Source organism: Prochlorococcus marinus str. MIT 0912, assembly GCF_027359595.1.
GTDB lineage: Bacteria > Cyanobacteriota > Cyanobacteriia > PCC-6307 > Cyanobiaceae > Prochlorococcus_B > Prochlorococcus_B marinus_C.
On sequence record NZ_CP114783.1, the window covers coordinates 1,441,974 to 1,468,953 of the forward strand.

General features: G+C 34.9%; 29 protein-coding genes and 1 tRNA gene. 12 read left to right on the forward strand and 18 right to left on the reverse strand.

All coding sequences use genetic code 11. The annotated features are described in order from the left end of the window. Positions 1-483: 483 nt before the first annotated feature. Positions 484-801 carry a DUF3303 domain-containing protein gene (locus O5640_RS08305; protein ID WP_269611975.1) on the forward strand — a complete coding sequence of 106 codons (318 nt, stop codon included), beginning with the start codon at positions 484-486 and terminating at the stop codon, positions 799-801. Positions 802-839: 38 nt separating this feature from the next. Here O5640_RS08305 and O5640_RS08310 read toward each other — a convergent pair whose 3' ends face one another. The 4 genes from O5640_RS08310 to O5640_RS08325 all read right to left on the reverse strand — a co-directional run bounded on the left by O5640_RS08310 (position 840) and on the right by O5640_RS08325 (position 2,409). Next, positions 840-1,016: a hypothetical protein gene (locus O5640_RS08310; RefSeq protein ID WP_269611976.1), complete on the reverse strand. Its 177-nt coding sequence runs from the start codon at positions 1,014-1,016 to the stop codon at positions 840-842. A 406-nt stretch (positions 1,017-1,422) separates the two neighbouring features. Beyond that, positions 1,423-1,545, reverse strand: a complete 123-nt coding sequence (locus O5640_RS08315) for a hypothetical protein (RefSeq protein WP_269611977.1) — start codon at positions 1,543-1,545, stop codon at positions 1,423-1,425. Between the two features lie 397 nt (positions 1,546-1,942). Beyond that, positions 1,943-2,155, reverse strand: coding sequence for a hypothetical protein (locus O5640_RS08320; RefSeq protein WP_269611978.1), 213 nt, complete (start codon positions 2,153-2,155; stop codon positions 1,943-1,945). Beyond that, the gene (locus O5640_RS08325; protein ID WP_269611979.1) at positions 2,152-2,409 is read right to left on the reverse strand and encodes a hypothetical protein; all 258 of its coding nucleotides are present in this window, start codon (positions 2,407-2,409) and stop codon (positions 2,152-2,154) included. The genes O5640_RS08320 and O5640_RS08325 overlap by 4 nt, the downstream gene beginning before the upstream one ends. Before the next feature lie 54 nt (positions 2,410-2,463). Between O5640_RS08325 and O5640_RS08330 the strand changes: the two genes are divergently transcribed. Together O5640_RS08330 and O5640_RS08340 are read left to right on the forward strand one after the other, a co-directional pair. Continuing rightward, positions 2,464-2,793 carry a hypothetical protein gene (locus tag O5640_RS08330; protein ID WP_269611980.1) on the forward strand — a complete coding sequence of 110 codons (330 nt, stop codon included), beginning with the start codon at positions 2,464-2,466 and terminating at the stop codon, positions 2,791-2,793. Between the two features lie 567 nt (positions 2,794-3,360). Further along, positions 3,361-4,485, forward strand: coding sequence for a THUMP domain-containing class I SAM-dependent RNA methyltransferase (locus tag O5640_RS08340; RefSeq protein WP_269611981.1), 1,125 nt, complete (start codon positions 3,361-3,363; stop codon positions 4,483-4,485). 1 nt (position 4,486) lies between these two features. Here O5640_RS08340 and O5640_RS08345 read toward each other — a convergent pair whose 3' ends face one another. Together O5640_RS08345 and O5640_RS08350 are read right to left on the reverse strand one after the other, a co-directional pair. Continuing rightward, the gene (locus tag O5640_RS08345; protein WP_269611983.1) at positions 4,487-4,873 is read right to left on the reverse strand and encodes a phage holin family protein; all 387 of its coding nucleotides are present in this window, start codon (positions 4,871-4,873) and stop codon (positions 4,487-4,489) included. Continuing rightward, positions 4,873-5,337 (reverse strand): DUF883 family protein, encoded by a 465-nt coding sequence (locus tag O5640_RS08350; protein ID WP_420063685.1) that lies wholly within the window; start codon positions 5,335-5,337, stop codon positions 4,873-4,875. The genes O5640_RS08345 and O5640_RS08350 overlap by 1 nt, the downstream gene beginning before the upstream one ends. Before the next feature lie 217 nt (positions 5,338-5,554). Between O5640_RS08350 and O5640_RS08355 the strand changes: the two genes are divergently transcribed. From O5640_RS08355 to O5640_RS08370, 4 genes are all read left to right on the forward strand, one after another. After that, positions 5,555-5,692: a hypothetical protein gene (locus O5640_RS08355; protein WP_110859680.1), complete on the forward strand. Its 138-nt coding sequence runs from the start codon at positions 5,555-5,557 to the stop codon at positions 5,690-5,692. A gap of 128 nt (positions 5,693-5,820) precedes the next feature. Further along, positions 5,821-6,174, forward strand: coding sequence for a hypothetical protein (locus O5640_RS08360; RefSeq protein ID WP_269611985.1), 354 nt, complete (start codon positions 5,821-5,823; stop codon positions 6,172-6,174). Positions 6,175-6,250: 76 nt separating this feature from the next. Beyond that, on the forward strand, positions 6,251-9,856 hold the full coding sequence (gene smc / locus O5640_RS08365) for a chromosome segregation protein SMC (RefSeq protein ID WP_269611987.1): 3,606 nt from the start codon (positions 6,251-6,253) through the stop codon (positions 9,854-9,856). 58 nt (positions 9,857-9,914) lie between these two features. After that, complete coding sequence (locus tag O5640_RS08370) at positions 9,915-10,958, forward strand: PRC-barrel domain-containing protein (protein WP_269611988.1); 1,044 nt, start codon at positions 9,915-9,917, stop codon at positions 10,956-10,958. Here O5640_RS08370 and O5640_RS08375 read toward each other — a convergent pair whose 3' ends face one another. Together O5640_RS08375 and O5640_RS08380 are read right to left on the reverse strand one after the other, a co-directional pair. Then, positions 10,959-12,236, reverse strand: a complete 1,278-nt coding sequence (locus O5640_RS08375; RefSeq protein WP_269611990.1) for a glycosyl transferase — start codon at positions 12,234-12,236, stop codon at positions 10,959-10,961. Positions 12,237-12,262: 26 nt separating this feature from the next. Beyond that, positions 12,263-12,344: transfer RNA gene (locus O5640_RS08380), tRNA-Leu, on the reverse strand. 126 nt (positions 12,345-12,470) lie between these two features. Between O5640_RS08380 and accC the strand changes: the two genes are divergently transcribed. Next, on the forward strand, positions 12,471-13,814 hold the full coding sequence (gene accC / locus O5640_RS08385; RefSeq protein WP_269611991.1) for an acetyl-CoA carboxylase biotin carboxylase subunit: 1,344 nt from the start codon (positions 12,471-12,473) through the stop codon (positions 13,812-13,814). A 13-nt stretch (positions 13,815-13,827) separates the two neighbouring features. On the opposite strand, the gene O5640_RS08390 is transcribed toward accC, so the two are convergent. Beyond that, positions 13,828-14,127, reverse strand: coding sequence for a YggT family protein (locus O5640_RS08390; RefSeq protein ID WP_269611992.1), 300 nt, complete (start codon positions 14,125-14,127; stop codon positions 13,828-13,830). Between the two features lie 87 nt (positions 14,128-14,214). Between O5640_RS08390 and psbX the strand changes: the two genes are divergently transcribed. Both psbX and O5640_RS08400 read left to right on the forward strand, forming a co-directional pair. Beyond that, positions 14,215-14,385 carry a photosystem II reaction center protein PsbX gene (gene psbX, locus O5640_RS08395; protein WP_269611993.1) on the forward strand — a complete coding sequence of 57 codons (171 nt, stop codon included), beginning with the start codon at positions 14,215-14,217 and terminating at the stop codon, positions 14,383-14,385. Between the two features lie 83 nt (positions 14,386-14,468). Further along, the gene (locus O5640_RS08400; RefSeq protein WP_269611995.1) at positions 14,469-15,434 is read left to right on the forward strand and encodes a Ycf66 family protein; all 966 of its coding nucleotides are present in this window, start codon (positions 14,469-14,471) and stop codon (positions 15,432-15,434) included. 11 nt (positions 15,435-15,445) lie between these two features. Here O5640_RS08400 and O5640_RS08405 read toward each other — a convergent pair whose 3' ends face one another. From O5640_RS08405 to def, 5 genes are all read right to left on the reverse strand, one after another. Beyond that, entirely contained in the window at positions 15,446-15,685 is a 240-nt protein-coding gene (locus O5640_RS08405; protein ID WP_269611996.1) for a chlorophyll a/b-binding protein, read from the reverse strand. A gap of 9 nt (positions 15,686-15,694) precedes the next feature. Beyond that, positions 15,695-17,683 carry an ABC transporter ATP-binding protein/permease gene (locus tag O5640_RS08410; RefSeq protein ID WP_269611997.1) on the reverse strand — a complete coding sequence of 663 codons (1,989 nt, stop codon included), beginning with the start codon at positions 17,681-17,683 and terminating at the stop codon, positions 15,695-15,697. A 122-nt stretch (positions 17,684-17,805) separates the two neighbouring features. Further along, positions 17,806-18,087, reverse strand: coding sequence for a hypothetical protein (locus O5640_RS08415; protein ID WP_269611998.1), 282 nt, complete (start codon positions 18,085-18,087; stop codon positions 17,806-17,808). Between the two features lie 110 nt (positions 18,088-18,197). Next, positions 18,198-18,533, reverse strand: coding sequence for a histidine triad nucleotide-binding protein (locus tag O5640_RS08420; RefSeq protein WP_269611999.1), 336 nt, complete (start codon positions 18,531-18,533; stop codon positions 18,198-18,200). A gap of 69 nt (positions 18,534-18,602) precedes the next feature. Next, the gene (gene def, locus O5640_RS08425) at positions 18,603-19,211 is read right to left on the reverse strand and encodes a peptide deformylase (RefSeq protein WP_269612000.1); all 609 of its coding nucleotides are present in this window, start codon (positions 19,209-19,211) and stop codon (positions 18,603-18,605) included. 80 nt (positions 19,212-19,291) lie between these two features. On the opposite strand from def, the gene O5640_RS08430 reads away from it, so the two are divergent. After that, positions 19,292-21,226, forward strand: coding sequence for an alpha/beta hydrolase family protein (locus O5640_RS08430; RefSeq protein WP_269612001.1), 1,935 nt, complete (start codon positions 19,292-19,294; stop codon positions 21,224-21,226). On the opposite strand, the gene O5640_RS08435 is transcribed toward O5640_RS08430, so the two are convergent. The 4 genes from O5640_RS08435 to sufB are packed head-to-tail and all read right to left on the reverse strand — an operon-like array spanning position 21,223 to position 25,986. Beyond that, positions 21,223-22,470 carry an aminotransferase class V-fold PLP-dependent enzyme gene (locus O5640_RS08435; RefSeq protein ID WP_269612002.1) on the reverse strand — a complete coding sequence of 416 codons (1,248 nt, stop codon included), beginning with the start codon at positions 22,468-22,470 and terminating at the stop codon, positions 21,223-21,225. The genes O5640_RS08430 and O5640_RS08435 overlap by 4 nt on opposite strands. Then, complete coding sequence (gene sufD / locus O5640_RS08440; protein WP_269612003.1) at positions 22,467-23,705, reverse strand: Fe-S cluster assembly protein SufD; 1,239 nt, start codon at positions 23,703-23,705, stop codon at positions 22,467-22,469. Before sufD ends, O5640_RS08435 begins: the two co-directional genes overlap by 4 nt. After that, positions 23,702-24,493 (reverse strand): Fe-S cluster assembly ATPase SufC, encoded by a 792-nt coding sequence (gene sufC / locus O5640_RS08445; protein WP_269612004.1) that lies wholly within the window; start codon positions 24,491-24,493, stop codon positions 23,702-23,704. The genes sufD and sufC overlap by 4 nt, the downstream gene beginning before the upstream one ends. A 50-nt stretch (positions 24,494-24,543) precedes the next feature. Then, on the reverse strand, positions 24,544-25,986 hold the full coding sequence (gene sufB / locus O5640_RS08450; protein ID WP_269612005.1) for a Fe-S cluster assembly protein SufB: 1,443 nt from the start codon (positions 25,984-25,986) through the stop codon (positions 24,544-24,546). Between the two features lie 476 nt (positions 25,987-26,462). Between sufB and O5640_RS08455 the strand changes: the two genes are divergently transcribed. Beyond that, positions 26,463-26,825 carry a hypothetical protein gene (locus O5640_RS08455; RefSeq protein WP_269612006.1) on the forward strand — a complete coding sequence of 121 codons (363 nt, stop codon included), beginning with the start codon at positions 26,463-26,465 and terminating at the stop codon, positions 26,823-26,825. Positions 26,826-26,980 lie beyond the last annotated feature (155 nt).

Here is a 26,980-nt window from a genome sequence, read left to right on the forward strand (position 1 = left end):
AATAAATGGCTTGTACCCTTTGCTTTGATAATAACTTAGATTCCTAAAAGTTATTAAGTGATTACTTGGAATTACTTTTACTAATATAGTTTCACACTTAATTTATAACTGCTATTATGGTTTTTAAAGTCTATTTTAAATATGCCTAGAAAAAAATCTAAAAAAAAATTAACTTCTAAAATAATCGACGCAACTGATGAGAAAAAGACAACACCTAGAACTGCAAAATTTGTTCTCTTTGTATTTGGTGTAGGCCCTTTAATTTTGATGTGTGTATTTTTATTCTCCAATGGATTTTTCAATTCTCCTTGATAAATTGATCAATGTTTAGATGATAAAGCATTATTATTTCTGATTCGAAAACTAGTTTCTAAAGCTACTTTTTCCTTTTGTCTTCTTTTTATAACACCATTTGTTGATGGATCGATATATCAACAAATTATTTAGTGTTTTTAGCTAAAGTTTATTTTTATTGTTCGCCTAATGCAACTCTATTTGGTTGATTGCCAGTTCCCTGATACTGATAATCAAATTGCTGCCTATAAGCAGTTTGTGGAATTTTGGGAAAATGGAGAGATGTCTAAGCAAGACAAATTTGATGGATTTGAAATGCTTTTTCGTGTTCATGCTCCTGGAGAGGGTCGTGTTGTGATTCTCTGCAATGCAAATGGTGACAAAGAACTTTTTCAACACTTTGCCCCCTGGAGAGCTCAGTTTGGTATTGACATGGAAATTACTCCAGTCATAAGTTGTCAAAACGTTGTTGACTATCACAAGGACTTATTTGAAAAAATGTCTTAAATAGTATTCATCACATTTATTACTTGTTTGATATTTATTTATCTGTTTGAGAGAGCATTTCCGCTTGTCCATACATTTTTGAATCCAGCTTTATTCTTTAGTAATTGAATAGGAAGGCTAATTAGTATTCCTAATGCTATCAAAGCAAACGTGTCAGTTGTAAACCTAGCAATTCCCCATTCAGATGATGCTAAAGCAATAATAGATAAATTCATGATAATACTTGATTTAATATAAATATTATCAGATTATTTTTTTGTAAATTGAATTACTTATTAAAAATTATTGGTATTTCATGAATAGATAAGAAATTTGCTAAATATGAATTTATTGAATACTGATAGAAATCAAACTCCTCTCTTCCTTAAAATCATTATAGGAATTTTAATTTTTTTCTGTTGATATTACGTTTAATGGAAGATTTTAAAGAAATTGACTTTTTACTTTTGCAAAAGAATAGAGATAGATGACTTCCACTGTTTATGAATTAATTGGGTGCTATATACTCACTTTATAAGCTAATACTTATGATGAAATAGAAAAGACAATTCTATAGGTTTGTGTATGGCAAGCCTACAAGATTTGATTTAAACAATAATAAAATAAGCCAATTTTGAAGAACTACTGTCTATATTTTACTCCTCTCCAAATCATAAGTGTCATTGATGCATCAAATGTTTTATATTTTGTATTTTGGTTCTTTTCAGAGGTGTATGTATTTCCTCTATAGGTCAGAGTTTGCATTTATAGAAGTCGAAGTCGAATGTAAATTAGCTTTTTATTTAGTGAGATACTTCCTTGAATTTACAAATATGTTTTTAGTGATGTAACACTATGTACATTTTTTTTCTTGTAATTGATTTTATGGTCTCAATAAGTTCAGACCAATACATAAAACAACAAATTATTTAATTGTATCTTTATAAATTCATCGATTATTTTGTAATAAAAAATCTTTTTATTGACGGCTTCTTTAAATTTATAAGCTTGAGAATTGCCTTTCAGGAGAATTATTGTGTTTAGCTCATAATTTTCCCTTTGAGTTGTTTTGAATGTATTTTGAAATTCCAAGACTTAAGTAATACCAATCTAAAGGGAGGCCTTACAGCCTCCACGGATCAATTGGGTAATAGGTAAGCTCCTAACCCATCCACTCTCTTGCGGAATAGATGAGACTAAATATGAGTGCTGGGAAAAAAACTAATAAACCTATATGAGGAGGAATGATTGTGAGCAAAAAAGAAATCCCTAGAGTCCAAAGCAAGGTTTTTCTTATTTGTGCTCTATTAACTTGGCGTTTTTCAACATCTTTACGCTTAGATCCACCTTGCATTAATTTGTCGAACTCACTCATGACTGGATCAACCTCTTGAAGTTGTAGTAGTGAAAAGTAGTTCCATTAGCAACATTGTCCTGATTGACTACATGAGTTATTAATTCCCACCCATCCTTTCCTAGAGCCTCAAACATTTCTGGAAGAGTTGGAACTTCTTGGGTTCCTCCCCATCCACGAATTCTCTCTCCATCAATATCAAGCAAGTTAATTTCTTGAGTGATTCCGCGTCCTTTGTAGTCGAGCCGAATGTGCTTGTATTCGAATTGGTTCATTTTTTTAATATGCTTTAGATTGAGGCTAGACAAAATATTAAATCTAGTAAATAGATGAAAAAAAGACGTATTTTACTATCCTTAATCGCTGCTTTTTCTGTACCGATTTCTATTAATGCTTACGATTTCGACAGTCAATTAGCTGCAGAATTTGGAAAGAATTTTTTACGAGAAGTAGAGGTTTTTGAGCAGGCTGGAAAAAGAAAGGATTGGGATAATTTTTGTCTTCAAGGAAATATGGCTTTAAATACACTTACTGCAGGTTGGAGTTATATGCAAAATGCTGGTATGAGTTATAGCCAGTTAAGCAATATGAAAAAATCAGTAGTTAACAAGATGAAAAATATGCCTCCATTTTATAAAAGCTGCATGGTTCTTTATTAAAGAATTTTTGACCAAGTGAACGATAGTGGCTACAAAGGCTGACTTAGGTCAGTCCTTTTTTATGTTTTGAGACCATTGAGAATTGATTTTGAAGAGTTTTTGGGAATTTTCGCCCAGTTTTTCGCCCACTATTTCTTCTTAAAATTTTCGCCCACTTTTTCGCCCATCTTTATTTTTAGCTATTTTATGAGACTCCAAGACTCAAGGCATACCAAATAAAAAGGACGCCTTCCAGCGTCCATGGATCAATTGGGTAATAAGGCTGACCTAACCCCATCTCCTAAAAGATCAAGCAGCAACAGGGGCTGTTTGACGGGAGAAACTAACGATGTTGTTAGCAGTTATGGTTTTGCTCTGACCGAGCAGGCTTCAGTCACTCGCCTGATACCCCGTCGAAGCCATTGCAGCCCCATTCATGGAGCTGAGCGGAATCGAACCGCTGTCCGAGATACTGGTGTGAATCACCTAGTCTGATAAACACAGACGAACATAGTCTGACAGATATTTTGGAATTAATCGATTAGTGTTGAAAGAACCTTTTGATTGTTTTTTAGTAAAAAAAAGATAATGAAACTTGTTGCATCCATTTCACAAGGTCTGGAAAATGAGGGTGCAAAAGAGTTGATAGAACTTGGAGCTCAGTCAGTTAAAGCTTCCAGAAGACATATATCATTTGAGGCTGATAAGGCTTGTTTATATAGATTACATTTAAGAGCTAGATTGTCTTTTAGATTTCTAAGAGAGATTGCAAGATTTCCTTGTAATGGCCCTTATGAACTGTATAGCGGAGTTCAAAGATCTATTGACTGGGGAAATTGGCTAAAGCCTCGAACAAGTTTCCGAGTAGATGTGACTGGGTTTGGCGAAGGATTATCACATACCCATTTCACTGCTTTGCAAGTGAAAAATGCAATTATTGATCTACAAAGAGAGCTATGGGGTGTTCGTTCAAATATCGATTTGAGCAATCCAGGTATTTGTTTTCATTTGCATTTGGCTAATAATCAAGCTGTTTTTAGTGTTGATGGTAGCAACTCCAGTCTTCACAAAAGAGGATATAAGCCAGCAGTTGGAATAGCTCCGATTAAGGAGACATTAGCTGCAGGTTTGATGCGAATGACTGAGTGGGATGGAACTAATAATTTGGTAGATCCATTGTGCGGTTCTGGAACATTTTTGATTGAAGCAGTTAGTTCTTTGTTGGGACATTCAGTTGGATTAGATAGAAAATTTTTATTTAAAAATTGGCCTGATTTTGATATCTCTATTTGGGATAAAGAAGTAAAAATGGCAAAGAAAATTAAACCTTTAACTAAGAAGTTACCTAAAATAGTTGGATGTGAAGTTGATGAAATGATTGCACACTCTGCTAGTGAAAATGTTAGAAAAGCGGGCTTAGATAATTACATAGAAATAATTAACTGTCCTTTTCAAGAATTTCAATTACCGTCTGGATTAGGACTTCTAATTTGTAATCCTCCTTATGGGAAAAGAATAGGAGATGAAAATGAATTACCTAATCTTTACAAAGCATTAGGTGAATATTGCAAAACACATGCCTCTGGCTGGGATCTTTGGTTGCTTAATGGGAATCCAACACTAAGTAAACATTTAGGTATGAAAGCCAGACGACGTTTTCAAGTAAACAATGGTTCAATAGATTGCCGATGGTTGAATTATGAAATTAGATAATTTAATTTTTTCCTAAAACAGCTTTTGTAGTTTTTGCGATTCCCTCCAATGTTTCTGGAAGATACGGACCTTTTGCCAGATATCCTCCAATCCTTAGACTCATGCCTGCTAACGCAAGATTTATAAAAACTAAAATTAAAATTGTTGATTTGTTATCTATTTCAAGAAAGTTTCTAAGCCAATATCCAAGAAGTAATTCAGACCCAAGTAAGGCAAATAACATTAATATCCCTCCAAAAGCCAAAAAAATTAACCCACTAATCAGACGACGTTTTTCTCTGTCCATTTCTTGCAGCGCAATGCGGACATGAAGATCCATCACTGAACTTGCTAGTGCAGTAACTCTTGCTGCAGCTCCTATTCCTTTTTTGCGTTCTGAGTTGGTCATTAATTTCTTCTGCCTCCACCAAGCAGTATGCCAAATAAAACTCCAATTCCAGCAGCAATACCTATGGCTAAGAGGGGCCTTTTCCTTACAGGCTGTTCAATTCGCGGTCTAAGGGTACTATTTAACTCATCTAGAAGGTCCTCAAGCTGTTTTTCGAGAGGCTCCAAAGACTCTGCCAGCCCTTTAGTTGTGTCAGATGCAGAATGAAAAATTTCTTCTAGTTGTTCTTGCACTCCAAAACTGTTTTTTCCTGAATGTACAGATATGACATTTATTAAATCGTCGAGACTTCCTTTAGTCGCTTCTAAGGTTTGTTTAGCTAAATCCGGCCAGCGCTCTTGAATTTTTGGCAATAAATTATCAAATTGCTCATTGAACCATTGCTCTGGAGACTTTTCAGCAATAGCTTCCTCGGCTTCGACTGAATTTGATGATGAAGAGGGTGAGGAATTCACTGATTCCATAAACCTAAAGGTTTCTTAAAGAATAGAGAGATATTGCCCTAATAGAAACCCCTTAATTCAATTCAATTTTGAAAGCTGCCTTTTAAGAATTCTTTTTGTGGAGTTTTAAATGTTTGAAGTCCAAAATTTCACAATAATATTTCGTCGTCTTTGCTTACAAATATTGCTATTCGAATACTTATAGTGCTAAACGTCATTGGTATCTCCTTATAAACCCATGGGCGTCGGAATTTCATCAATGGTTTTTGCTTCTAATACAATTCCTACTGATTTTGGTCTAGTGTTGGCTTCAATAGCAGGAGCTGGAAGCCTTCTTTTAATTGCTTTAAGGTTTGTACCTGAGGCTAAAAGCTAAAGAGTTTTTCGTGCATAAATTCCCAATGAGGAGATTTATCTCCTTACTTTTTTTTATGCAAATTTCCTGTTTAGTTTTTTAATATTGTTCAATTGAGGACTCTTGGAACAAAAAAATTGTATAGGTGGGTGTTGTTAAGACATATTGGATCACCTGATGACATTAAGGGAGTCCATTTTGATTTGCTTTTAGAAGATAAAGATTTTTGCAGGACTTGGCGCTTGACTGACCTTCCTTTAATGGATGGACCATATGTGGGTTCCGTTTATATTGCACCTCATAAGCTTTACTGGCTTGATATCGAAGAAAAGATTGTTTCAGGTAATCGAGGAGTTGCAAAAAGAATTAAGCAAGGTATTTTCGTAGAATCATTTCCATCAGTTGAAAGTAGTTTTATAAATTTATCGTTGATATGGGACAAGCTTGAGGTGGATTTGGTAATAGATAAAAATGGTTGCAGAATTTTCAGCAAAAAAAAGTAATTATTTCTTGTGAGCTTGAAGGGCTTGAGTTTCTCTGATATTTCGCTAACGTCATTCATATTGTGGATGCATTCTGTTGGTCCATATCAATCACGTAGATTTGTCTCATTTCAAGTCCTTCGGTGGGTCGATGTCGATTCCACTGGAAGAGGGATTTACAGTAGTAACAGGTCCAAATGGCTCAGGTAAAAGTAATATTCTTGATGGGGTTTTGTTTTGTTTAGGCCTTGCCAATAGTCGAGGTATGAGAGCAGATAGATTACCTGACTTAGTTAATAGTGGCGTATTAAAAGCGGGCAGATCTTCTGAAACTAAAGTAACTGTAAAATTTGATCTTACTGATTGGGTGCCCGATGAAGCTGAAGATGGAATAGAACCTACTGAGGAGGGACCTTGGATTAAGCCTGGTCAAAAAGAATGGACAGTCTCAAGAAGATTAAAAGTGATGCCAGGGGGGTCATATTCTTCCAGTTACTACGCAGATGGAGAGACATGTAATTTGCAGCAATTACAAACCCAATTAAGGCGTCTCAGGATTGATCCAGAAGGTAGCAATGTCGTTATGCAGGGGGACGTTACACGAATTGTTTCTATGAGCAATAAAGATCGTAGAGGTTTAATAGATGAACTGGCGGGTGTTGCCTTATTTGATACTCGCATTGATCAAACTCGTTCAAAGTTGGATGATGTATATGAAAGGCAAGAACGTTGTCGGATTGTTGAACAAGAATTGATTCTTGGTAAACAGCGTTTGCAAAAAGATTGTGAGAAAGCAAGTTTATATAAAGATCTAAAAAATAAATTACTGATTGGTAGACAACAAGAATTAGTTTTAACCTATGAAGATGCAAAATGTGGTTTAGAAAAATTAGATATAGATCATCAAGAATTAATAAAAAAAGAAAAAATAGATTCAGAAAATTTAATTAATAATGAGAATAATTTAAAGAAATCTATAGAAAAATTAGATATCTTACAGAAAAATGTTAAGGAATTAGGTGAGGATCAATTATTAGCAGTACAAGCTAAACTGGCAGGAATTGAATCTCAGTCTAGAGAGCTAGAAAGACAGGGTCTTAATCATAAGAATGAGGGTAAAAAATTACAGGAATATAGGAATAATCTTCTACAAAAAAAGAAAGATTATAAGACTGAATTACAAGATAGATTTAATGATATTGATCCGAAAGACTTAGAAGAAGCTGAATTAAAGTGTAAAGAAGCTGAGGCTTGGGTTGAATCTTCAAGGAGGAAACTTTCTGATGTGGCTGGTCGTTCAGGGGCATGGATGGAGAAACATCAGAAAGCAAGAAGTGAGATCACCGAAATTCGATTAAAATTAGATCCTAAAAAACTTGAAAAGCAAAATATTGAAGAAGACTTATTGCAGTTGAATGTTATTTTAAAAGAATTAGAGAGTGATCAAGAAGCTGATCAGTCTGCGAATAAAAAAGTACATTTAGAAATTAATAATTTAAATAAAGAATGGGATAAAGTTGTAGATTCAATATCAATTAAAAAAGAAGAATTTCAAGAGTTAATCTCTGAAAAAGGTATACAAGAGCGTACTAAATATAGATTAGAAAAAGAAGAGGCAAAGCTTCAAAACGATATTGCTCGTTTAGAAAGTAGGAAAGAAATGATCTATGAAAGTCGAGGAACTAATGCATTATCTTTGTTATTAGAATCTGGATTAGATGGAATCCATGGCCCTGTTGCTAATTTAGGCGAGGTTGAAGATCGTTATAGAATTGCTCTTGAAGTGGCTGCTGGTGCAAGGCTGGGTCAAATTGTGGTTGATAATGATCGAATCGCAGCACAGGCAATTGATCTTTTAAAACGTAAAAGAGCTGGAAGATTGACTTTTTTACCTCTTAATAAGATTTTAAAAAATGTTCAAAATAAGTCTGATGCATTTGAGAGACCTGTTTTTAATAATCCAAATACAAAAAGTGGATTAATTGGAAAAGCTATTAACTTGATTCAATTTGATTCAATATATAAATATGTTTTCTTGTACGTATTTGGGGAGACAGTTGTTTTTAGTAACTTGTCATCAGCACGTGATCAAATTGGCATTAAAAGAGCTGTTACTTTAGACGGTGAATTGTTGGATAAGAGTGGTGCTATGACTGGTGGAAGTTTAAATAATAGATCCTTGGGATTGAATTTTGGGAGATTAAAAGATAATGATGATTCTGATCTATTGAAGAATAGATTATTAGAGATTGGTGAGACTTTAGTAAATTGTCAAAAGAAAGAAAAAGAACTCATGAATAACTTAGATAAACTTAGAACTCAATTAGGAACATTAGAGCAAAAAAAAGCAGCTCTTGATGCTGAAAGATTAACTTCTAAAAGATCAAATTCACCTCTTTTAGATCGCCAAAGTATTCGTGCAAAAAGAATTGGAGATCTTCAAAAGTCTAAAAAGCAAAAAGTTTTGCAATTAGAATCTATCAACATTTATATTAAACCGTTAGAAGTTCATTTATTGGAAATTGAAAGGGAAGACAAAGCAATAGATAACTCAAACGATTCATCTCTTTGGGCTAAATTGCAAAATGAACTAGAAAATGCTGATAGAAATCTTCTTTCACTTCGGAAAAAAAGAGATGAGATCTCGAGCAAACAATCACAAAATAAACTAGCTATTGATCGATTAAATGATCAAGAAAATTCTTTAATAGACGAAGAAAATCGGTTAAAGGATTCTATAGAGTCTCTGGCTACTGCTCATATCGCTTGGCGTGAGCAAAACAAGCTTCTTAACAATAATCGGCAAGATTTGCTAAACGAACAAAAAGATCTAGAAACTCGCTTTGGGGAACAACGACGAGAAAGAGATTTTGTTGAAGCTGAGGTATCTAAAAAACGTTTACAACTTCAAGAACTTCAATGGAGTCTCCAACGTTTAAGAGACAATCAAAAAAATATGAAAGAAGAAATGCGAATGGAAGCTATTCGTTGTAGTGAATTAGAGAAGAAGCTTCCATATCCTATGCCTGTGATATCAGCTGAAATAAGAGATAATGGTCTGGAGTCTTTACTTTCTAGCTTGGAAGGTTTGCAGAAAAGAATGGAAGAATTGGAGCCTGTAAATATGCTTGCACTGGAGGAATTGGCCAAATTAGATGAGAGGCTAAATGAACTTGAAAATCGACTTCAAGTTCTCACCGATGAAAGATCGGAGCTATTGCTTCGCATTGAGACTGTTTCAACTTTACGTCAAGAGGCCTTTATGGAGGCTTTTAAAGCAGTTGACGTACATTTTCGCGAAATTTTTGCGAGTCTCTCTGAAGGAGATGGACATTTGCAACTAGAAAACCCTGACCAACCTTTGGAAGGAGGTTTGACTTTGGTTGCTCATCCCAAAGGAAAGCCTGTAAGACGGCTTGCTGCTATGTCAGGTGGAGAAAAATCGTTAACTGCTTTAAGTTTTCTTTTTGCTTTACAACGTTTTAGACCTTCCCCTTTTTATGCCCTTGATGAGGTGGATAGTTTTCTTGATGGAGTAAATGTTGAAAGGTTAGCTGCTTTAATTGCTCAACAAGCTCAGCATGCACAATTTCTTGTCGTAAGTCATAGAAGACCTATGATTGGAGCCTCATTGAGAACTATTGGAGTTACGCAAGCAAGGGGAAATCACACTCAAGTTGTTGGGTTGCCAATCGCAGCTTGATTGAATTTACTAAGATGGTCCAATATGGTTCTACTGACCCCATTCCTGCATATTTGAGTTGACCAACACTCAAGCCCCACAAGAATCAACACCTGCTGTCCCTAGCGACAGGTTATGGCTTCGTTCTGAGTTAATGGGGACTCAGGTTATTACTCGTGATACGGGACGGAGATTAGGCCTTGTAGGAGAAGTCGTTGTTGATATTGATCGTAGAGAAGTTGTTGCTTTGGGTCTAAGAGATAATCCCTTAACACGTTTTTTACCTGGGTTGCCACGATGGCTTCCTCTTGACCAAATTCGGCAAGTCGGTGATGTGATTTTGGTAGATACAATAGATTCCCTTAGTGAAAACTTTGTTCCTGAAAGATTTAATAAGGTTATTAATTGCCAGGTAATTACTGAATCAGGTGATCAATTGGGGAGAGTACTGGGATTCTCTTTTGATATTGAAACTGGAGAGCTACTTACTTTAGTTATGGGAGCATTAGGTGTTCCATTATTAGGCGAAGGCGTTTTAAGTACTTGGGAGATGCCTGTTGAAGAAATTGTTAGTAGTGGACCTGATCGAATAATTGTTTATGAGGGGGCTGAAGAGAAATTAAAGCAATTAAATAGTGGTTTTCTTGAAAAGCTTGGCGTAGGTAATTCGGGATGGGAAGATAGCGAAAGAGAAAGGTATAGAGTTAATCTCGTCCCAGTTGAAAATCAATTAACTTCTGGAGAAAGTGCAAATGATGATCAAAGACTTCTAGAGCAATCTAAAGAGGAAATATTTGAAGAAGATGATATGGAATACGTAGAATTACAAGATTCTGATGAAGAACAATATAATCAAGAATTAAGATACTTAGATGAACCTACCCAGTCTTCAATTTATTCGGAAATTGATGAAGATGAAGTAAATTATAATGAATCAGACTACCCAACTAGATCTGATAGTTTTAAAGCTAATATATCCTCTAAAAATATTAAAAATAGGTCCAAAGTAATAATAGAAGAAGAACCAATGGATGTTGAGCCTTTAGAAAAATCATCTAACCAAAAACCTCAAAATTCTCTATCTAATGATAATGAAATATTAGATATTGAGGATCCCTGGTGATTAACTTATAAGTTTTTTGTCCTCTAGAAGATTAATAATTTCTTGACAAAACTTTTTTGTTGCTCCTTTAGTACCTCTAAGTGCTCGAAGATCTTCCTTTTGACCAGAAAGCCGTGAAGGGGAATGTAGCCAATCAATGGCTTCTTCAGCTATTTGTGCCGTGGTTATGTGACCTACTCTTTCAGGAACAATCATTCTTTTTGCCGTTATATTTGGCCAAGCCATAAATCCTCTTTTTTTTAGTTTCACGAAGCTAATTAACAAACCTAAGCACCATTTTAAAATTGGTAATCTAGCTACTAAACCTACGAGTCCATCCCATGCTTCCATAGCGATAATGTGTTGTGTAGGTACGACAACTATCATCGGAATATTTAATGAGCCCAGCTCAGCAGTATTTGCCCCTACTGTTGTTAATGCTATATCACATTGACTGAGATCACTATATGCTGGATACTTTTCCTGCACTACAATCACTGTCGAGTTATTTGTGATTAATATTCCTCTTTCATCTTTATTATTTGCTTTAGTTATTGATTTTATCCCAGATTTATATTGTTTTGAAATAGGATTTTTTCTGCTGCCAAAGTATTTGATTTCATCTATATTTGTGGTGGGAGCTATGGGTATTAGAAACTTACAATCTGGCATTAATTTTGATATTTTGTCAGCTACATCAAGAAAAAAAGGTATTCCAATTTTTAGTTTGGCGCTTTTTGAACCTGGCATGAGAGCAATCCATCTTCCAGGAGGGAGAGGATTATCAATTTTTGCAGTTTCTGTTAAGTCAGCTGTCAGGTCTCCAATTACTGAACATCGTTTTTGAATTCGTCTTGGTAGTTTTTCAACAATACTTTTCGACATCGCGACAATACGATTATTCCAAAAAGGCCATCTTGTGATCCATTCTGCGTATGTCATATGTAAATATCCCAATCTTGCTGAGAGCAGAACGCTCCAAAATTGATCTCCTCCTAAAAAAATTACTAATCCTTTGGATGGCCATGAACCAAATTTTTTAGGTTGTATGAGAAGCTTCCAGAAGTTTTTTGCTTTTATTATATTTTCAAATTGCAACCATTTTTTTGCAACGAGACTTTCTTTGCCAGTTGCGTTCGGGCATGGAACCAAGACAAGATTTAATGATATTGAAGAAGCCTTTTCTCTAGGTCTTAGCGGAATTTGTTTATGAAGCTCTTTAGCAAGTGGCTTAACCCAAGTAGCTAGTTCACCTGGTCCATTTGAGACAAAGATAATTGCTAAAGGATCATTACTCATTTATTGATGAGCTTTAGTTTTGAAAATGCGGATGGCGAGACTTGAACTCGCAAGGCCGAAGCCACATGTTCCTTAGACATGCGCGTATACCAATTCCGCCACATCCGCAAGTTAACTCAGTTAAGCACCAAGTAACCATGATCATAATGCTAAACCTATTAAGCTTCTACTTAATCCGTTTCTGTCTTGGGCACTAATACTGATACGATCCGCCTGTGGCCTTAATAAATTTGAATGCCCATAGGCAAATTGCTGATAGCTAATCGTGGCGAAATAGCTTTAAGAATTCTCCGTAGCTGTCGCGAGATGGGGATTGCAACTGTAGCTGTGTACAGCACTGTTGATAAGAATGCTCTTCACGTCCAATTAGCTGATGAGGCTGTTTGCGTTGGAGATTCCCCTAGTAGTAAAAGTTATCTAAATATTCCGAACATACTAGCTGCTGCAACATCACGAGGTGTTGATGCTATACATCCTGGTTATGGCTTTTTAGCTGAGAATGATCGTTTTGCAGAGATTTGCGGAGACCATGGGCTTATTTTTGTAGGTCCATCTCCTCATGCAATACGTTCAATGGGTGATAAGTCGACTGCTAAATCGACTATGCAGAAGGTTGGAGTTCCAACTGTTCCTGGAAGTGAAGGTTTGTTAGAGAGCATTGAAGAGGCTTCTCAGCTGGCCTCTGAAATGGGCTATCCAGTAATGATTAAAGCAACAGCAGGAGGTGGTGGAAGAGGAATGCGTTTAGTCGGACACTCTGATGAATTGGATAATCTTTTCAAAGCTGCACAGGGGGAAGCAGAAGCTGCATTTGGTAATCCAGGGCTATATATGGAGAAATTTATCGATCGCCCAAGGCATGTAGAGGTTCAGATTCTTGCTGATCGTTATGGGAATGTTGTGCACCTTGGAGAGAGAGATTGCTCGATTCAAAGACGGCATCAGAAATTGTTAGAGGAATCACCAAGTCCAGCTTTAGATGATCAGTTGAGATTACAGATGGGAGAAGCAGCTGTTGCAGCAGCAAAAAGTATCAATTACGAAGGTGCTGGGACGGTTGAATTCTTACTGGATCGTCAAGGAAACTTCTACTTTATGGAAATGAATACTCGAATACAAGTGGAGCATCCTGTAACGGAATTAGTTACTGGTATGGATCTCATATCAGAACAACTAAGAATTGCAGGAGGAGAAAAATTAAAATTTAGTCAATCAGAGATCAAGCTTGAAGGACATGCAATTGAATGCAGAATCAATGCTGAAGATCCTACTCATAATTTCAGACCCTCTCCAGGCAAAATCACAGGTTGGCTACCTCCTGGCGGACCTGGTGTTAGGGTAGATAGCCATGTTTATACTGGTTATGATATACCTCCTTTTTATGATTCTTTAATAGGAAAATTAATTGTTTGGGGGAGAGATAGAGAAGCTGCACTTAAACGCATGGAAAGGGCTTTAAACGAATGTGCAGTCACAGGAATTACAACTACTATTGACTTTCATTTGAAATTACTTAAGAGAAAAGAATTTAAAAAAGGGGATGTTCATACAAAGTTTGTTGAACAAGAAATGCTGTAAAAAGCTCTTAAGATCAAAATATAATTTGAGTTAGTAAACCTTGTTGACCAAGAAACAATTCTCTAAAAAGGCTTAAAAGACCTACCCAAATAATTGGAGTAACATCTACTCCTCCTATTGGAGCCACAATTTTTCGAGTAGCTACAAGTACAGGTTCAGTTGGCAAGAAGATAATTGGCCATAAACCATTTCTTAAATCTACTTTTGGGTACCAAGTCAAAATAATTCTGAGCAGGAATGCAAGGGTTAGCGAACCTATAAAAAAACCCATTAAAAAATGTAGGGTTGGAAGACTTTTCATTAACAAAGGCATAACAAAGCTAAAAGCATTATTGAATAGATGGTATAAATCATCTTTTATTGCGTAAGATTACTCGGTCTTGCATAAGAATTAGCTTAAATGACTTTTCATTTTTTAAATTTGTTCCTTAGTGCTGGAGCTTCTAGTCAAGCTTCTACTAGTTCTGCTGTTGGAATGATAGGGAGTTTTCTTGCCGCTGGCGCTTTGATAGTTGCACCTGCTGCTGCTGCTTTGATTTGGGTGAGTCAAAAAGATGCATTGAGTAGATAGCCCTAGCAAACAGCTATTTATGCCATAGACTGATAAATATAAGGTTGTTTTCAACCTGAAAATGTTTATTTAAGAGGGCAAACTTGGTCAATGCCAGTCTAAATTGGGCCAGCATTGTTGGCATAGTTCTAGCTGTATGCGGAGCTGGCCTATATTTTCTTAGATCTTTTAAGCCAGCATTGGCAAGGGATTACGATGTATTTTTTGCCGCTATTGGTTTGTTATGTGGCGGGATACTTTTTTTTCAAGGATGGCGTTTAGACCCTATCCTTCAGTTTGGACAGTTTTTGCTTGCTGGAACCACTGTTTTCTTTGCTTATGAAAGTGTTCGACTGAGAGGTATTGCAACAGATCAAGCAAGAAGATCTTCATATTTTGATGATGAACCTGAATTGCCAAGATCTTCTAGAGGAGGTTTGTCCGATGCAGGATCTGATAGGAATTATGATCGATTTGAAGAATCTCAACGTATTAATAGAAGATTTTCAGGCAGAGAAGATTATCAAGAAGAATATGCAGATGATGACAATTATGAAAGACGTCCATCTAGGGCGGCAATCCCAGAGCAGGCTGTAAGTAGAAGGCCCAGAAATAATAGTTCCTCAGAAATTAATACTCAAGCAACTGAGAGAGATAGGAGAATGGAAAGATTTAATAATCCAGAATCTTCTTCAGCTAGAGCCTCGAGCTTTGGCGATAGGAGAACTAGCCGACAAGAAAGTAGGCGAGGGACTCGTCCTTCAGCAAGTGCTCAAACATCAAGTCGTAGAAGAAATGGATCACCTAATGCCTCTCAGGCATCATCTGCAAGATTGAATTCTGATAATTCAAATAGGCCTTCACCAGGATCTATTAGGCCTTCAAAAACTAATAATAGTATTGAAGATGCTGCTTTCTCTAGTGCTGAAAAAGGAGCAAGCAGAGCTAGTAGAAGGCCCTCAAAGAGTTCTGGTTCAAACCCTGTTAATCAAAGATCATCTAAAAGCTCTTATTCATCCTCGACAAGAAAGTCGAGACCAAGAGATAACAGTTCAAGATTTGATGATTAATTAAACAATTATTATTTATTAATTATTCCAGCCCATTCTAAAAAAGATATTTTGCTAAGTGCTTCAACAAATAGAACTGCCATTAGACCAATCATTGCAAATCTTCCGTTTATTCTCTCTGCATAGCCACTCCACCCAAATTCAGGAATATCATTTGTGGTTGCGCTAGGTGAAAGATTTTTAATTTCTGAATCAGTTGTTTCTTGCTCTACTAACTGATTATCTTGGTTTGTTTCAGTATTGGAGTTCATAAAAATAGGCTAATTTTCTGTAAATTGGTAACTTGCAGCGGGCAATAATCGCCAACCTTTGTTCTCCGTGATTTCAAGTACATTTTCATGATAGTTCTTCAGTGTTGGTCTATGACCAACGCTAATGCATGCCATATCACGTTGGTTAAGAAGTTCATAAAGATGTTTTTCTGTATTTACGTCTAATGCACTTGTTGCTTCATCTAAAACAACATATTTAGGTGAATTTAGTAAAAGTCTTGCGAAAGCCAGCCTTTGTTGCTCTCCAAGAGATAATAGCCGTTGCCAATCTTGTTTGATATCTAGGTCAGGATACCTTTGGATGATTTGAGGTAACTTTACTTCCTCTAAAACAGCTTTTAAATGTTCATCACTGAATCTATTTTTATTTAATGGATAACAAAGCTGTTCTCTCAAAGAGCCTAGAGTCATATATGGTTTTTGCGGGATAAATAGTAAATCACCATTTGAGGGCGTTTCTATTTCACCAGATTGGATTGCCCAGAGACCGCTAATAGCTCGAAGTAAAGAGGTCTTACCGCAACCAGAAGGTCCTACAACAAGTAAACTTTGACCAGACTCAATACTTACATTTAAGTTATTAATTAAGAAATTCTCTTTCCCTGGAGTTTTAATACTTACATTTTTAAGAATAATAGAATCGTTCTTTTTAATTTCTACTTTGAAGTCATCATACTGGTCATTTCTAATCTCATTCATGTTTGATTGAAACCCTTCAAGCCTGCCTATCGATGCTGAGAATCGAGCTAAAGCCTCTATTTTGTAAATAATAAAAAATAATGATCCCTCAAGAAGGTTGTAGTTCAAATTGGCTTGTTGAAAACTTCCATAGTCCATTTGGCCGCTGAGAATTGGTCCTGCTAGAATAATGAAAGGAATAAAGACACTTCCATAAATTCCAGAGCGTTGAAGCACTCTTAATAGAGCTTCCCATATTATCAAAAGATTAAAATTATCAACTACAGATTTCAGTCTTCTACTGACTTCTTTTTCTTCTTGATTTTCACCAGAATAAAAAGCAATTGATTCTGCGTTATTTCTTACATGAACAAGACCATAACGGAAATCAGCTTCAAAGCGTAATTGATCATAATTTAATTTAAATAATTTTCTACTTGCAAAAAGTAGCAAAGATGAAACTAATGTGGCGTAAAATATTAGAGCAAGTGTTAGCTCTTTGCTTATACTTAGTAAAATAAAAATATTTAATGAAAATACTAATAAAGAATCAAAAATATTTAAAGAGAGGTCTATTGTTTGAGCAGTAAAGTCTCTGGCATCTTCAGTAATTCTTTGATCCGGATTATCGACATTTGTTTCAGACTCATCGTTGGGATTTAATATATAATATGTTCTATCATCTAAATAATCTGTTATTAGGCTTTTTGATAACCACTCTCTCCATAAAAGCTGAAGTTTTGCGGAAAAATAAAATTGGAAGCTTCTTATTGGAAGAGCTGCAATGAAACAAATTCCAAGAATCCACAAATTTTTATAACTTTCATTTTCATCTTTTTGTATTAAGGCATTAGTTATATCTCTTACTAGAAAAGTGATTCCAGCGTTAATTCCATTTACAGACAACAACATTAAAATAATTACTCCTAGCAAAAGCCAAGGAAGCCATCTCCTTTGCCTTAATTGACCACGAATCGTAATAAATGAAAAAATACCTAAGGTAAATAAGCTTGAAATTATTATTCCCGAAGGACCATCCCATATGACCTTTAATGAATTTTGAACACCTCCCAAAAATTGGTTTGTTATCTCTGGAGCTACGTTGGTTAACAAGCTCATTAAACCTGTTAGTAAAAATAGAACTGTTCCGCCTACACAAAATAATAAAGCTATTAATAAATAGACAAACAACCAGCCATTACTTTTTGTATAAGGTAGAAAATATGGCTGAGTAAGCTTTCTTAATTTAATAAGTTGGCTTACTAGTCCTTTTTGAGCTTTCGAAATTGATGAGGTCATATTAATTAGATTATTTCAAAGTCAATAAATACTTGATTAGCAATAAGGCTAGCTTATTTTTTTAAGTTAATTTGAAGTTTTTTAAAGCAAAAACTCATTAAAAAGTTATTCATCTGTATATATTAGCTAAACCCAAAATATGTTTTTATTATCATAGGTATTGGTAGTGAAGAAATAAGCTTCATATCAAAAGAGTGAACTGCAGGAATAGTTTGATCTAATATCCAAAAAACCAAAAAAGGGGCATTCAAAATTATCTGCCATTGCCATTTGTAAGTTAAAATTGACCATATTTTTTTTAAAATAGATTGCTGGTTCTCATTAAGGTTTCCCCAGAAACTTTGTAGGGTTGTGTTGAATTTATTAATAATGCTGTTTTTATCTGCAGCAGTTTGGGAATCCATTGGACGCGATTAATTAAATATCTTATAGCGCATTGATGGGCGAAGCTGAGTCAGTAACTAAGCCAGTAAAGCAATCGTGTGTATTGATAAAAATCATGGAAATCCAAGAGTTACCCTGGCGGCCAACTTAATTTTCTTCCGCCAATAATATGAATATGTAAGTGAAATACTGTTTGACCTGCTTCTTCTCCTGTATTTATTATGGTTCTCCAACTTTCTAAACCAGCAGCATTCGCAATTTCGGTCCCTTTTAGCAGTAAGTGACCCAGTAATTCTTGATCTTCTTCTTTTATATCTTGCAGACTTGGGATAGGCTTTCTAGGAATTATTAAAATGTGAGTAGGTGCTTGAGGGGTAATGTCTTTGAATGCTAAGCATTTGTTATCACTAAAAACCTCATCACAAGGGATGTCACCACTCAGAATTTTATCGAAAATTGTTGTCATTGAATTTGAGGAGAAACCAATAATAAAGATCTAATAGGATTCTGTAGAGTTTGAAAGGACATTATTCTTTCAATTCGTTTCTTTTATTACATCGTTGTGATTGAAGTTATTCTCATTTAATTGTTTTTTCAGTTCTTCTTCATCAGTTACTTTATCAACAAAACAGACACCATTTAGGTGGTCTATTTCGTGCTGAATGCATCTTGCCATTAGACCATCTGCATTCATTTTTTTGGGTCTACCCATTTCATCTCGATAACTTAATTTGATCGAGGAGGGTCGTAAAACATTAAGGTAAACTCCGGGGATACTTAGACAACCTTCTTCATATGTATCTAAGCTTGCACTAGATGAAATTATCTCAGGATTTATAAATACCATTGGCGGGGAACTTGGGTCTTCAAAATTTAAATCTATAACTAACAATCTCTTTTTTATTCCTACTTGAGGTGCTGCCAAACCAATACCTTTAGATGAATACATAGTTATGAGCATATCTTTCACTAACTTTCGAATTGAATCATCAACTTTGACGATGCGATTGGCTGGCGTTCTTAAAGCCTCGTGTCCTAATTGATAGACCTTCAAAGGGGGGTTCTTGACAGGTTCTTTCGAAACTGAAATGGAGGGCTTCTTTTTTTCTGCATTTTTTGCAAGTTGAGCAAAACTGCCAGCCAAAGGAGTCTTAAGACAACAACTTTTACACTTTACTTTGTTTTAAGTTCTATGAGTGAATTAATCATTGACTCTCAACATCAATGAAGAACAAAACAATGAGAATCTTGGATGCTGAAAAAGTTTATGGAGAAGCTCCTATATTTAAAGAGCCTCGTATAATAGGTGATTGGGTTTTATGGTTAGAACAAAGACCAAAGGAAAAGGGGAGAACTACAGCTGTAATTAGACCTTGGGGGCAACAAGACGTATTACCTCAGGAGTTAACACCTTATCCAAGTGATTTAAGGACAAAAATCCATGGATATGGTGGTGCTCCTTTAACAGCTACCCTTGATGGATCAGATCTGATATTGACTTGGGTCGACAATCAAGATAATTGCTTATGGATGAGAACTTGGTCTTATGAGGAAGAAAATGACAATTCTGCTTCTTTTAAATTCATACCTAAAATACAATCAATTTGTCTTACAAAAAAAGATAATTATTTTCTAGCAGGTGGCGTGATAGACCTTGAAAATAATATTTGGATTGGATTGATGGAAGATGAAGAAGGAGATCATATAGTTTCTTATTCTCTAAAAGAAATTGACCAATATCCAAAATTTATTTATTCATCTCAGGGGCTATTAGGTTATCTTGCTCTGAATTCTAAAGATAGAAAGTTGGCATGGGTTGAGTGGAATAATACTTCAATGCCTTGGGATTTAAATGAATTAAAATTAGCTAAATTGGATGAGTATTTAAATATCATAAATATAGTAAATTTTAATAATAAATATTTAAAATGCACAGAAAAAATATCATTTTTTAATCCCATTTGGTCTGATAAAGGTGATCTTTTTGTTGCGGAAGATAGTAGTGGCTGGTGGAATATTACTCAGATTAAAACTGACATTAATAACAATTCAATTACTATTTCTCAGAATCAATGGACTATTAAGGCTGAAATTGCTTTCCCACAATGGGTTCTTGGGATGTCGAGCTTTTCATGTGTGGGGGATGATGTCGTTGGGGCTTTTGCTCAGGAAGGAATTTGGACTTTAGCTCTATTTCAACAAAATGGATGTATCAAGCCTTTGGATCAGCCTTTTATTGAGTTCTCTAGTCTTCATTCGTATCAAAATCGACTTGTTGCTATTGCCAGTAGTTCAGAAGTTACTGAAGGGATTTTTGAAATAGACTTATTAGATAAATATTGGGTACATACTCCTGCCTCTTCATTTAGCTTGGATCCAACGGAAATAAGTATTGGCGAATCTTTTTGGTTTATGGGATCGAATGAAGAGAGTGTTCATGCTTGGTATTATCCACCTCTTAATAAACAAAAATTGTTACCTCCTTTATTGGTGAAAAGTCATAGCGGACCTACTGGTATGGCTCGTTGTGGATTGGATCTAGAGGTGCAATTTTGGACATCGAGAGGTTGGGCGGTTGTTGATGTTAATTATGGAGGCTCTTCAGGTTTTGGTAGGGAATATAGAGATCGATTGAGAGGTAATTGGGGAGTAAGCGATGTTTTGGATTGCACTAAGGCGGCTCAGTCATTGATTGCATCTTTTAAGGTTGACAAAGACCGTATAGCAATTGTAGGGAGCAGTGCATCGGGTTTTACAGCTTTAGGTTGTTTGATATCTACTGAAATTTTTAATATCGGAGCATGTAAATATGCTGTAACTGATTTAATAGCTATGGCTAAATCAACTCATAGATTTGAAGAATTTTATTTAGATTATTTAATAGGCAATATAGGAACTGATTATGAAAAGTATCTTAAAAGATCGCCTATTGAACATGTTAATTCTATCAACATGCCATTGATTTTATTTCATGGCTTAAAAGATAAAGTTATACCTTCTGATCAATCTATTGCAATCAAAGATGAATTATTAAAACGTGGAATTCCAGTACAAATAAATTTATTTGAGAACGAAGGTCATGGGTTTAAAGACGGCAATATAAAAGTTGATGTATTAAAAAAAATAGAGGCTTTTTTTAGACAGCATCTAAATATTTAAGAATTTTTCTTTAAAAAAGAAATTACTGATTTTAGTTCTTCGGCAAGACAATCAATTTCTGATGGAGTAGATGTAAAGCTCAAGCTTGCTCTAGCTGTGCTTTTTATACCATAGAAGCGATGCAGTGGTTGGCAGCAATGATGACCACTCCTTATGCAAATATTGCTGTTATCGAGTAACTCAGCAACATCATTAGAGTGAATACCTTTTATATAAAAAGTTGCTAAAGGTCCTCTATCAGGCTGAATTAAAGGGCTAGGACCAAGAATCTGTAAATCATCTATTTCCTCTAATTTTTCAAAAAGATATTTTGTTAATTCTTTTTCGTAATTATGGATTTCTTTTAATCCAATTGATTGTAAATAATTAAGTGCGGTTCCCATACCGATTGCTTCCCCAATAGCTGGGGTACCTGCTTCGAATTTATGCGGTAAGTCTGCCCAAGTGCTTTTATCCGTGAAAACCTCATTAATCATCTCTCCTCCACCAAGAAAAGGAGGTATTTTTTTTAAAATTTCTTCTCTACCCCATAAAAAACCTACACCAGTAGGTCCGCAAAGTTTATGAGAAGATCCTGCCAAAAAATCAATACCAAGTTTTTTAATATCTATCGGCTTATGAGCAAGACTTTGGCAAGCATCTAAAAGAACTAAGCTACCTTTTTGATGTGCAAGGTCTGAAATTTCCTCGATAGGATTACAACAACCAAGTGTATTACTTACATGAACAAGACTAACTATTTTAGTTTTATCACTCAATTTTTTTCTAAAATCATCAAGATCTAACTCTCCATTTTGATTGATATTGATATAAATTAGCTTGCACTTTTTTGCGTCAGCTATTAATTGCCAAGGTACTATATTACTATGATGTTCCATTAAACTTATTATGATTTCGTCATTTTCTTGAAGTTCATAATTGCCCCATGTATAGGCTACAAGGTTGATAGCTTCCGTAGCATTTCTAGTGAAAATGATCTCTTTTTCATTCTTACTATTGATAAAATTTGCTGTTAACTTTCTCGAGTTTTCAAATTTTTCTGTTGCGATTGCACTCAGTTGATGAGCACCTCTATGAACGTTAGCGTTTTGATAGCTATAATAGTTTTTTAGAGAATCGATAACTTCTTGTGGCTTTTGACTTGTAGCTGCATGATCTAAATAGATTAAATTATTACTATTTTCATTCAATAGTGGAAAATCATTTCTACTTTTCTCAGCAATCTTTTTTATTAAATTTTTCACTTTTTTATATCTTGTATTAACTTTTCAATAAAATTCCACTTACGAGCACTTTTAGGAAAGTGTGAAATCACTTCATCATAATATCCTTTTAATAACAAAGAATTGGCATGTTTATTATCAATACCTCTACTAAGTAAATAAAATAATTCCTCATCTTGGAGTTGACTTACAGTTGCTCCATGAGTACACCTAACATCATCAGCAACTATTTCAAGCTCTGGTTTTGTATCTATTCTGGCGCGTTTGGAAAGTAATAAATTTCTACTTAGCTGAGCAGCTTCTGTTTTTTGTGCTTTTTTTGGAACTTCAATCGAACCATTGAAAATGCAATGGGAATATTCAGAGGCTACGGCTTTTTGTAATTGATCAAGCTTTCCATTTGGACCTTCAAATCTAATTAAAGAGTGTGTGGCTATTTGCTCTTTTGATTTTGTAACTTGAAGCCCTTTGATAATGGTTGAAGCTTGACCTTCACTTTGAATTATTCTTGGTTCAAATCGGGCATAGTCCCACCCATGATGAATTGAATGAAGAGAGTATTTACTCTTCTCTGATTGTTCTACCGCTAAAGTGCAAATTGAGGAGGATTCTTTCTCTTCCCCCAAAGAAATCAACCCATGAGTTAGCTTTGCTTTCGACTCTAGTTTTATTTCGATTAAATGATTTTGTGCGGAATTAGTATTACCTTTAAAAATTTGTAAAAGATCTAATTTTGCTCCCTCCTCTATAAGGAGAAAGATTCTAGTTGAGATTGACTTTCCTTCTATTGATGGAATTATTATTTCTAATGCTTGATTGGAATTACGTTTAACTTTTAAAGCTAGAAGATTTGAGCTTGAGGCCTGATTAAGACATACTGAAATATCATTTTTTATATTAGTTGACTTAACTATTTTGCTAAGATTATCTTCGATTTCTTGGCTATTTAGCTTCTCAATTCCATTAGGTAAATTAATATTTAAAAATGGATTTTCATTAGGCTTAATTATAATTCTTTCTCTATTTTTATCCTTTTCTGGAAAGATAGATTTCACATCTTTGCTATCGATAATTATTGGTAATGACAAAAAACTATTTAATTTATTGAAGTTGGATAGTCTCCACGCTTCATCTTTTTTAGAGGGCATTCCTTTCTCTAAAAGAAATTCTCGCCCTATTGATTGTTCTTTTTTTAAATAACCTTCAGTTGGCGGAAGAGATTCAAGCCAGTCTTGGCAAATAGTTGATGGTTTCATTTTGCCATTTCCTTCTCTTTGGTATTTTTGTCAATAAACTCATACCCTGATTTCTCAAGGTCAATGGCTAGTTCTTTGTTGCCAGTTTTTATTATTTTTCCATCAGCCATTATGTGTACAAAGTCAGGAGTAATTTCATTGAGCAGTCTTTGATAATGGGTGATTAAAATTGTTGCTGAATTTGGTTGCGAGAGTCTATTGATCCCAGATGCAACAATTCTCAAAGCATCAATATCAAGTCCTGAGTCAGTTTCATCGAGTATTGATATGACAGGTTCAAGAAGAGCCATTTGAAGAATCTCGTTGCGTTTTTTCTCTCCGCCTGAAAAACCCTCATTTACGCTTCTTTCTAGAAAGGCTGGATTCATTTCAACTATTTTCAATCTTTCTTTTACTAGATCTTCGAATTCAAAAGTATCTAATTCACTTTTAAGTAATTCTTTTCTTCGTGAATTGGTGGCAACTCTGAGGAACTCGAGATTACTAACACCAGGAATTTCTACTGGGTATTGGAAACCAAGGAAAATCCCAATTCTTGCTCTTTCCTCAGGTTCTAACTCAAGAATATCCTTACCTTTAAATTGGATAGATCCCGATAAAACTTTATAAGATGGATGACCAGCTATAACTTTTGAAAGTGTACTTTTTCCGCTTCCATTACGACCCATAATCGCATGTACTTCTCCTTCTTTTACGACCAAATTGACTCCATGAAGTATCTCTTGATCCTCAACACTTGCATGAAGATCTTTAATAGATAATATTGTTTCTGAAGTTGATGAAATCACTAAATTAGGAAGAAAGTTGTAGAGAGAAAAAGCATGGTTTTAATTTATTTTTATCCAACCGAACCCTCTAATTTTAGAGCTAAAAGTTTATCTGCCTCAGATGCAAACTCCATAGGTAATTCATTGAAAACATCACTACAAAATCCACTGACTAACATTGAAACTGATTCCTCGAAATCAATTCCTCTACTTTGTAAGTAAAAAAGTTGATCTTCTGAAATCCTACAAGTACTTGCTTCATGTTCAATATTTGAATGAGGTTGTTTGGATTGAATATATGGGTATGTATTTGCACTGGCTTTGTCACCGATCAACATGGAGTCACATTGACTGTAATTTCGGGAGCCCTCAGCATTTGGGCTTATGGAGACAAGACCTCGATAGCTATTTTTAGATTGTCCAGCACTTATACCTTTACTTACGATTTTTGATTTTGTATTTTTTCCTATGTGAATCATTTTTGTCCCAGTATCCGCTTTTTGAAAATTATTAGTTAGTGCAATTGAATAAAACTCACCAATGGAATTGTCTCCTTGTAATACGCAACTTGGGTATTTCCATGTAATGGCAGACCCTGTTTCGACTTGAGACCAGCTTATTTTGCTTTTCTTTCCTCTACATTCTCCTCTTTTTGTGACGAAGTTATATATTCCTCCAATTCCCTCCTCATTACCTGCATACCAATTTTGTACGGTTGAATATTTAATAGATGCATTATCGAGTGCGACAAGCTCAACGACAGCAGCATGGAGTGTATTGGTATCAAACATAGGCGCTGTACAACCCTCTAGATAACTAACGGAGGAAGATTCTTCTGCGATGATTAAAGTTCGTTCGAATTGGCCAGTATCGCCAGAATTTATTCTGAAATAAGATGATAATTCCATTGGACATTCGACACCTTTGGGTATGTAAACAAACGAACCATCACTAAATACTGCAGAATTTAGGGCTGCAAAAAAGTTATCATTTATAGGAACAACTGAACCCATATATTTCTCAATTATATCTGGATATTTGCTAATCGCTTCACTAATAGAGCAGAATATTACTCCATGTTCAGCTAGTTTTTCCTTGTATGTAGTTGCTATCGAAACACTGTCAAAGACAGCATCTACAGCTACATTAGATAATCTTTTTTGTTCACTAAGCGGTATTCCAAGTTTTTCAAAAGTTTCAAGTAACTTAGGATCAACCTCATCTAAACTCTGCTTTTTTATGTCTTGTTTTGGGGCAGCATAATAAACTAGATCCTGATAATCTACTTTGGCATAAGTTAAGTTAGACCAATCCGGTTCTCTCATCTTCAACCATTGTTCATAAGCTCTTAAACGAAATTTTAATAAAAAATCTGGTTCATTTTTTTTCGCGGAAATCAACCTAATAACATCTTCATTCAATCCTTTTGGGATCTTTTCAGTTTCAATTTCAGTTATAAAACCGTATTTATAAGGTTTGGAAACAATTTCTTCGACAGTATTAGATTGGGTCATTTTATTTTGATTAAATCAAGTCGTAGTAGTTTTTATTTATGAAAAGTTTGGTTTTTAAGATCCTAGATAATTTTCAATTATGACATCTGGGGTTCATCATTGGATCAGAGTGTTTTGATAGTTGGATCTCAAATGTCATTCTAAGTCAAATCAAGGGGGAAAACTCAGTGTTACGAAAGTAGTTTTAATCTCTTATTACTATAAGCTAAAATTCTTACAATCGTTCACAGCTCTAATTGTCCTGGAACAAACTCTTAATCTTTTTACAATTCGTCAAAGCTTTTTTAGTGTATACAAATAGCTATGTAAATCCTTATAAATACAGATGATTTCATTTGTTAATTACTTTTTTGGATTTGTAATTGTTAATGAATGAATGTCTTTCCCTTGTTTATACGTGGAAAAAATAAGATAAAACCTATTTAAAGATAAATATTCTTTTAAACTTTACAGATCAGAGATGCTCCTGTTACCAGATGATGGAATCTACTTTTAACGATAATGCTAAAAATAGTCCCTTGAGTAAAGAGGATATAAATTTGATCGGATTGACTAACCTTTCAGCTAGCGAAAAGCATCATTTAAGGATGCTTGCACATTGCTTACAATGTTTTAAATCCATGAGTAAGGACAATCCAAGAGGTTTGATACCTGTGAAAGAGGAATGGCTTGAATGGTGCTTAAAAAATCCCATCATGATGAAAGATGATGAGTTTGTGCAGATTATGTTTGAGCAATTTTCTGGAGCAGCTATCCAGCTGGAAAGACTTTCAAATGATTTAAAAGTTGCTCCATTGGATTTGACATTGAGAAATTTAATCGATGCGTATGAGGTTTGAAATCGTTCTAGTCCATAGATGCGAAGAAATTTAATTTAAAGACGGTGATCCCAAAGAAAAAAGTCTTCGAAACTTTCAAAATCTGAATTTATTTCTGATTGACTTTGAAATTCGTGGATTGGTAATGAACTCCTAGTTTTTAGTTGCCGCAACGC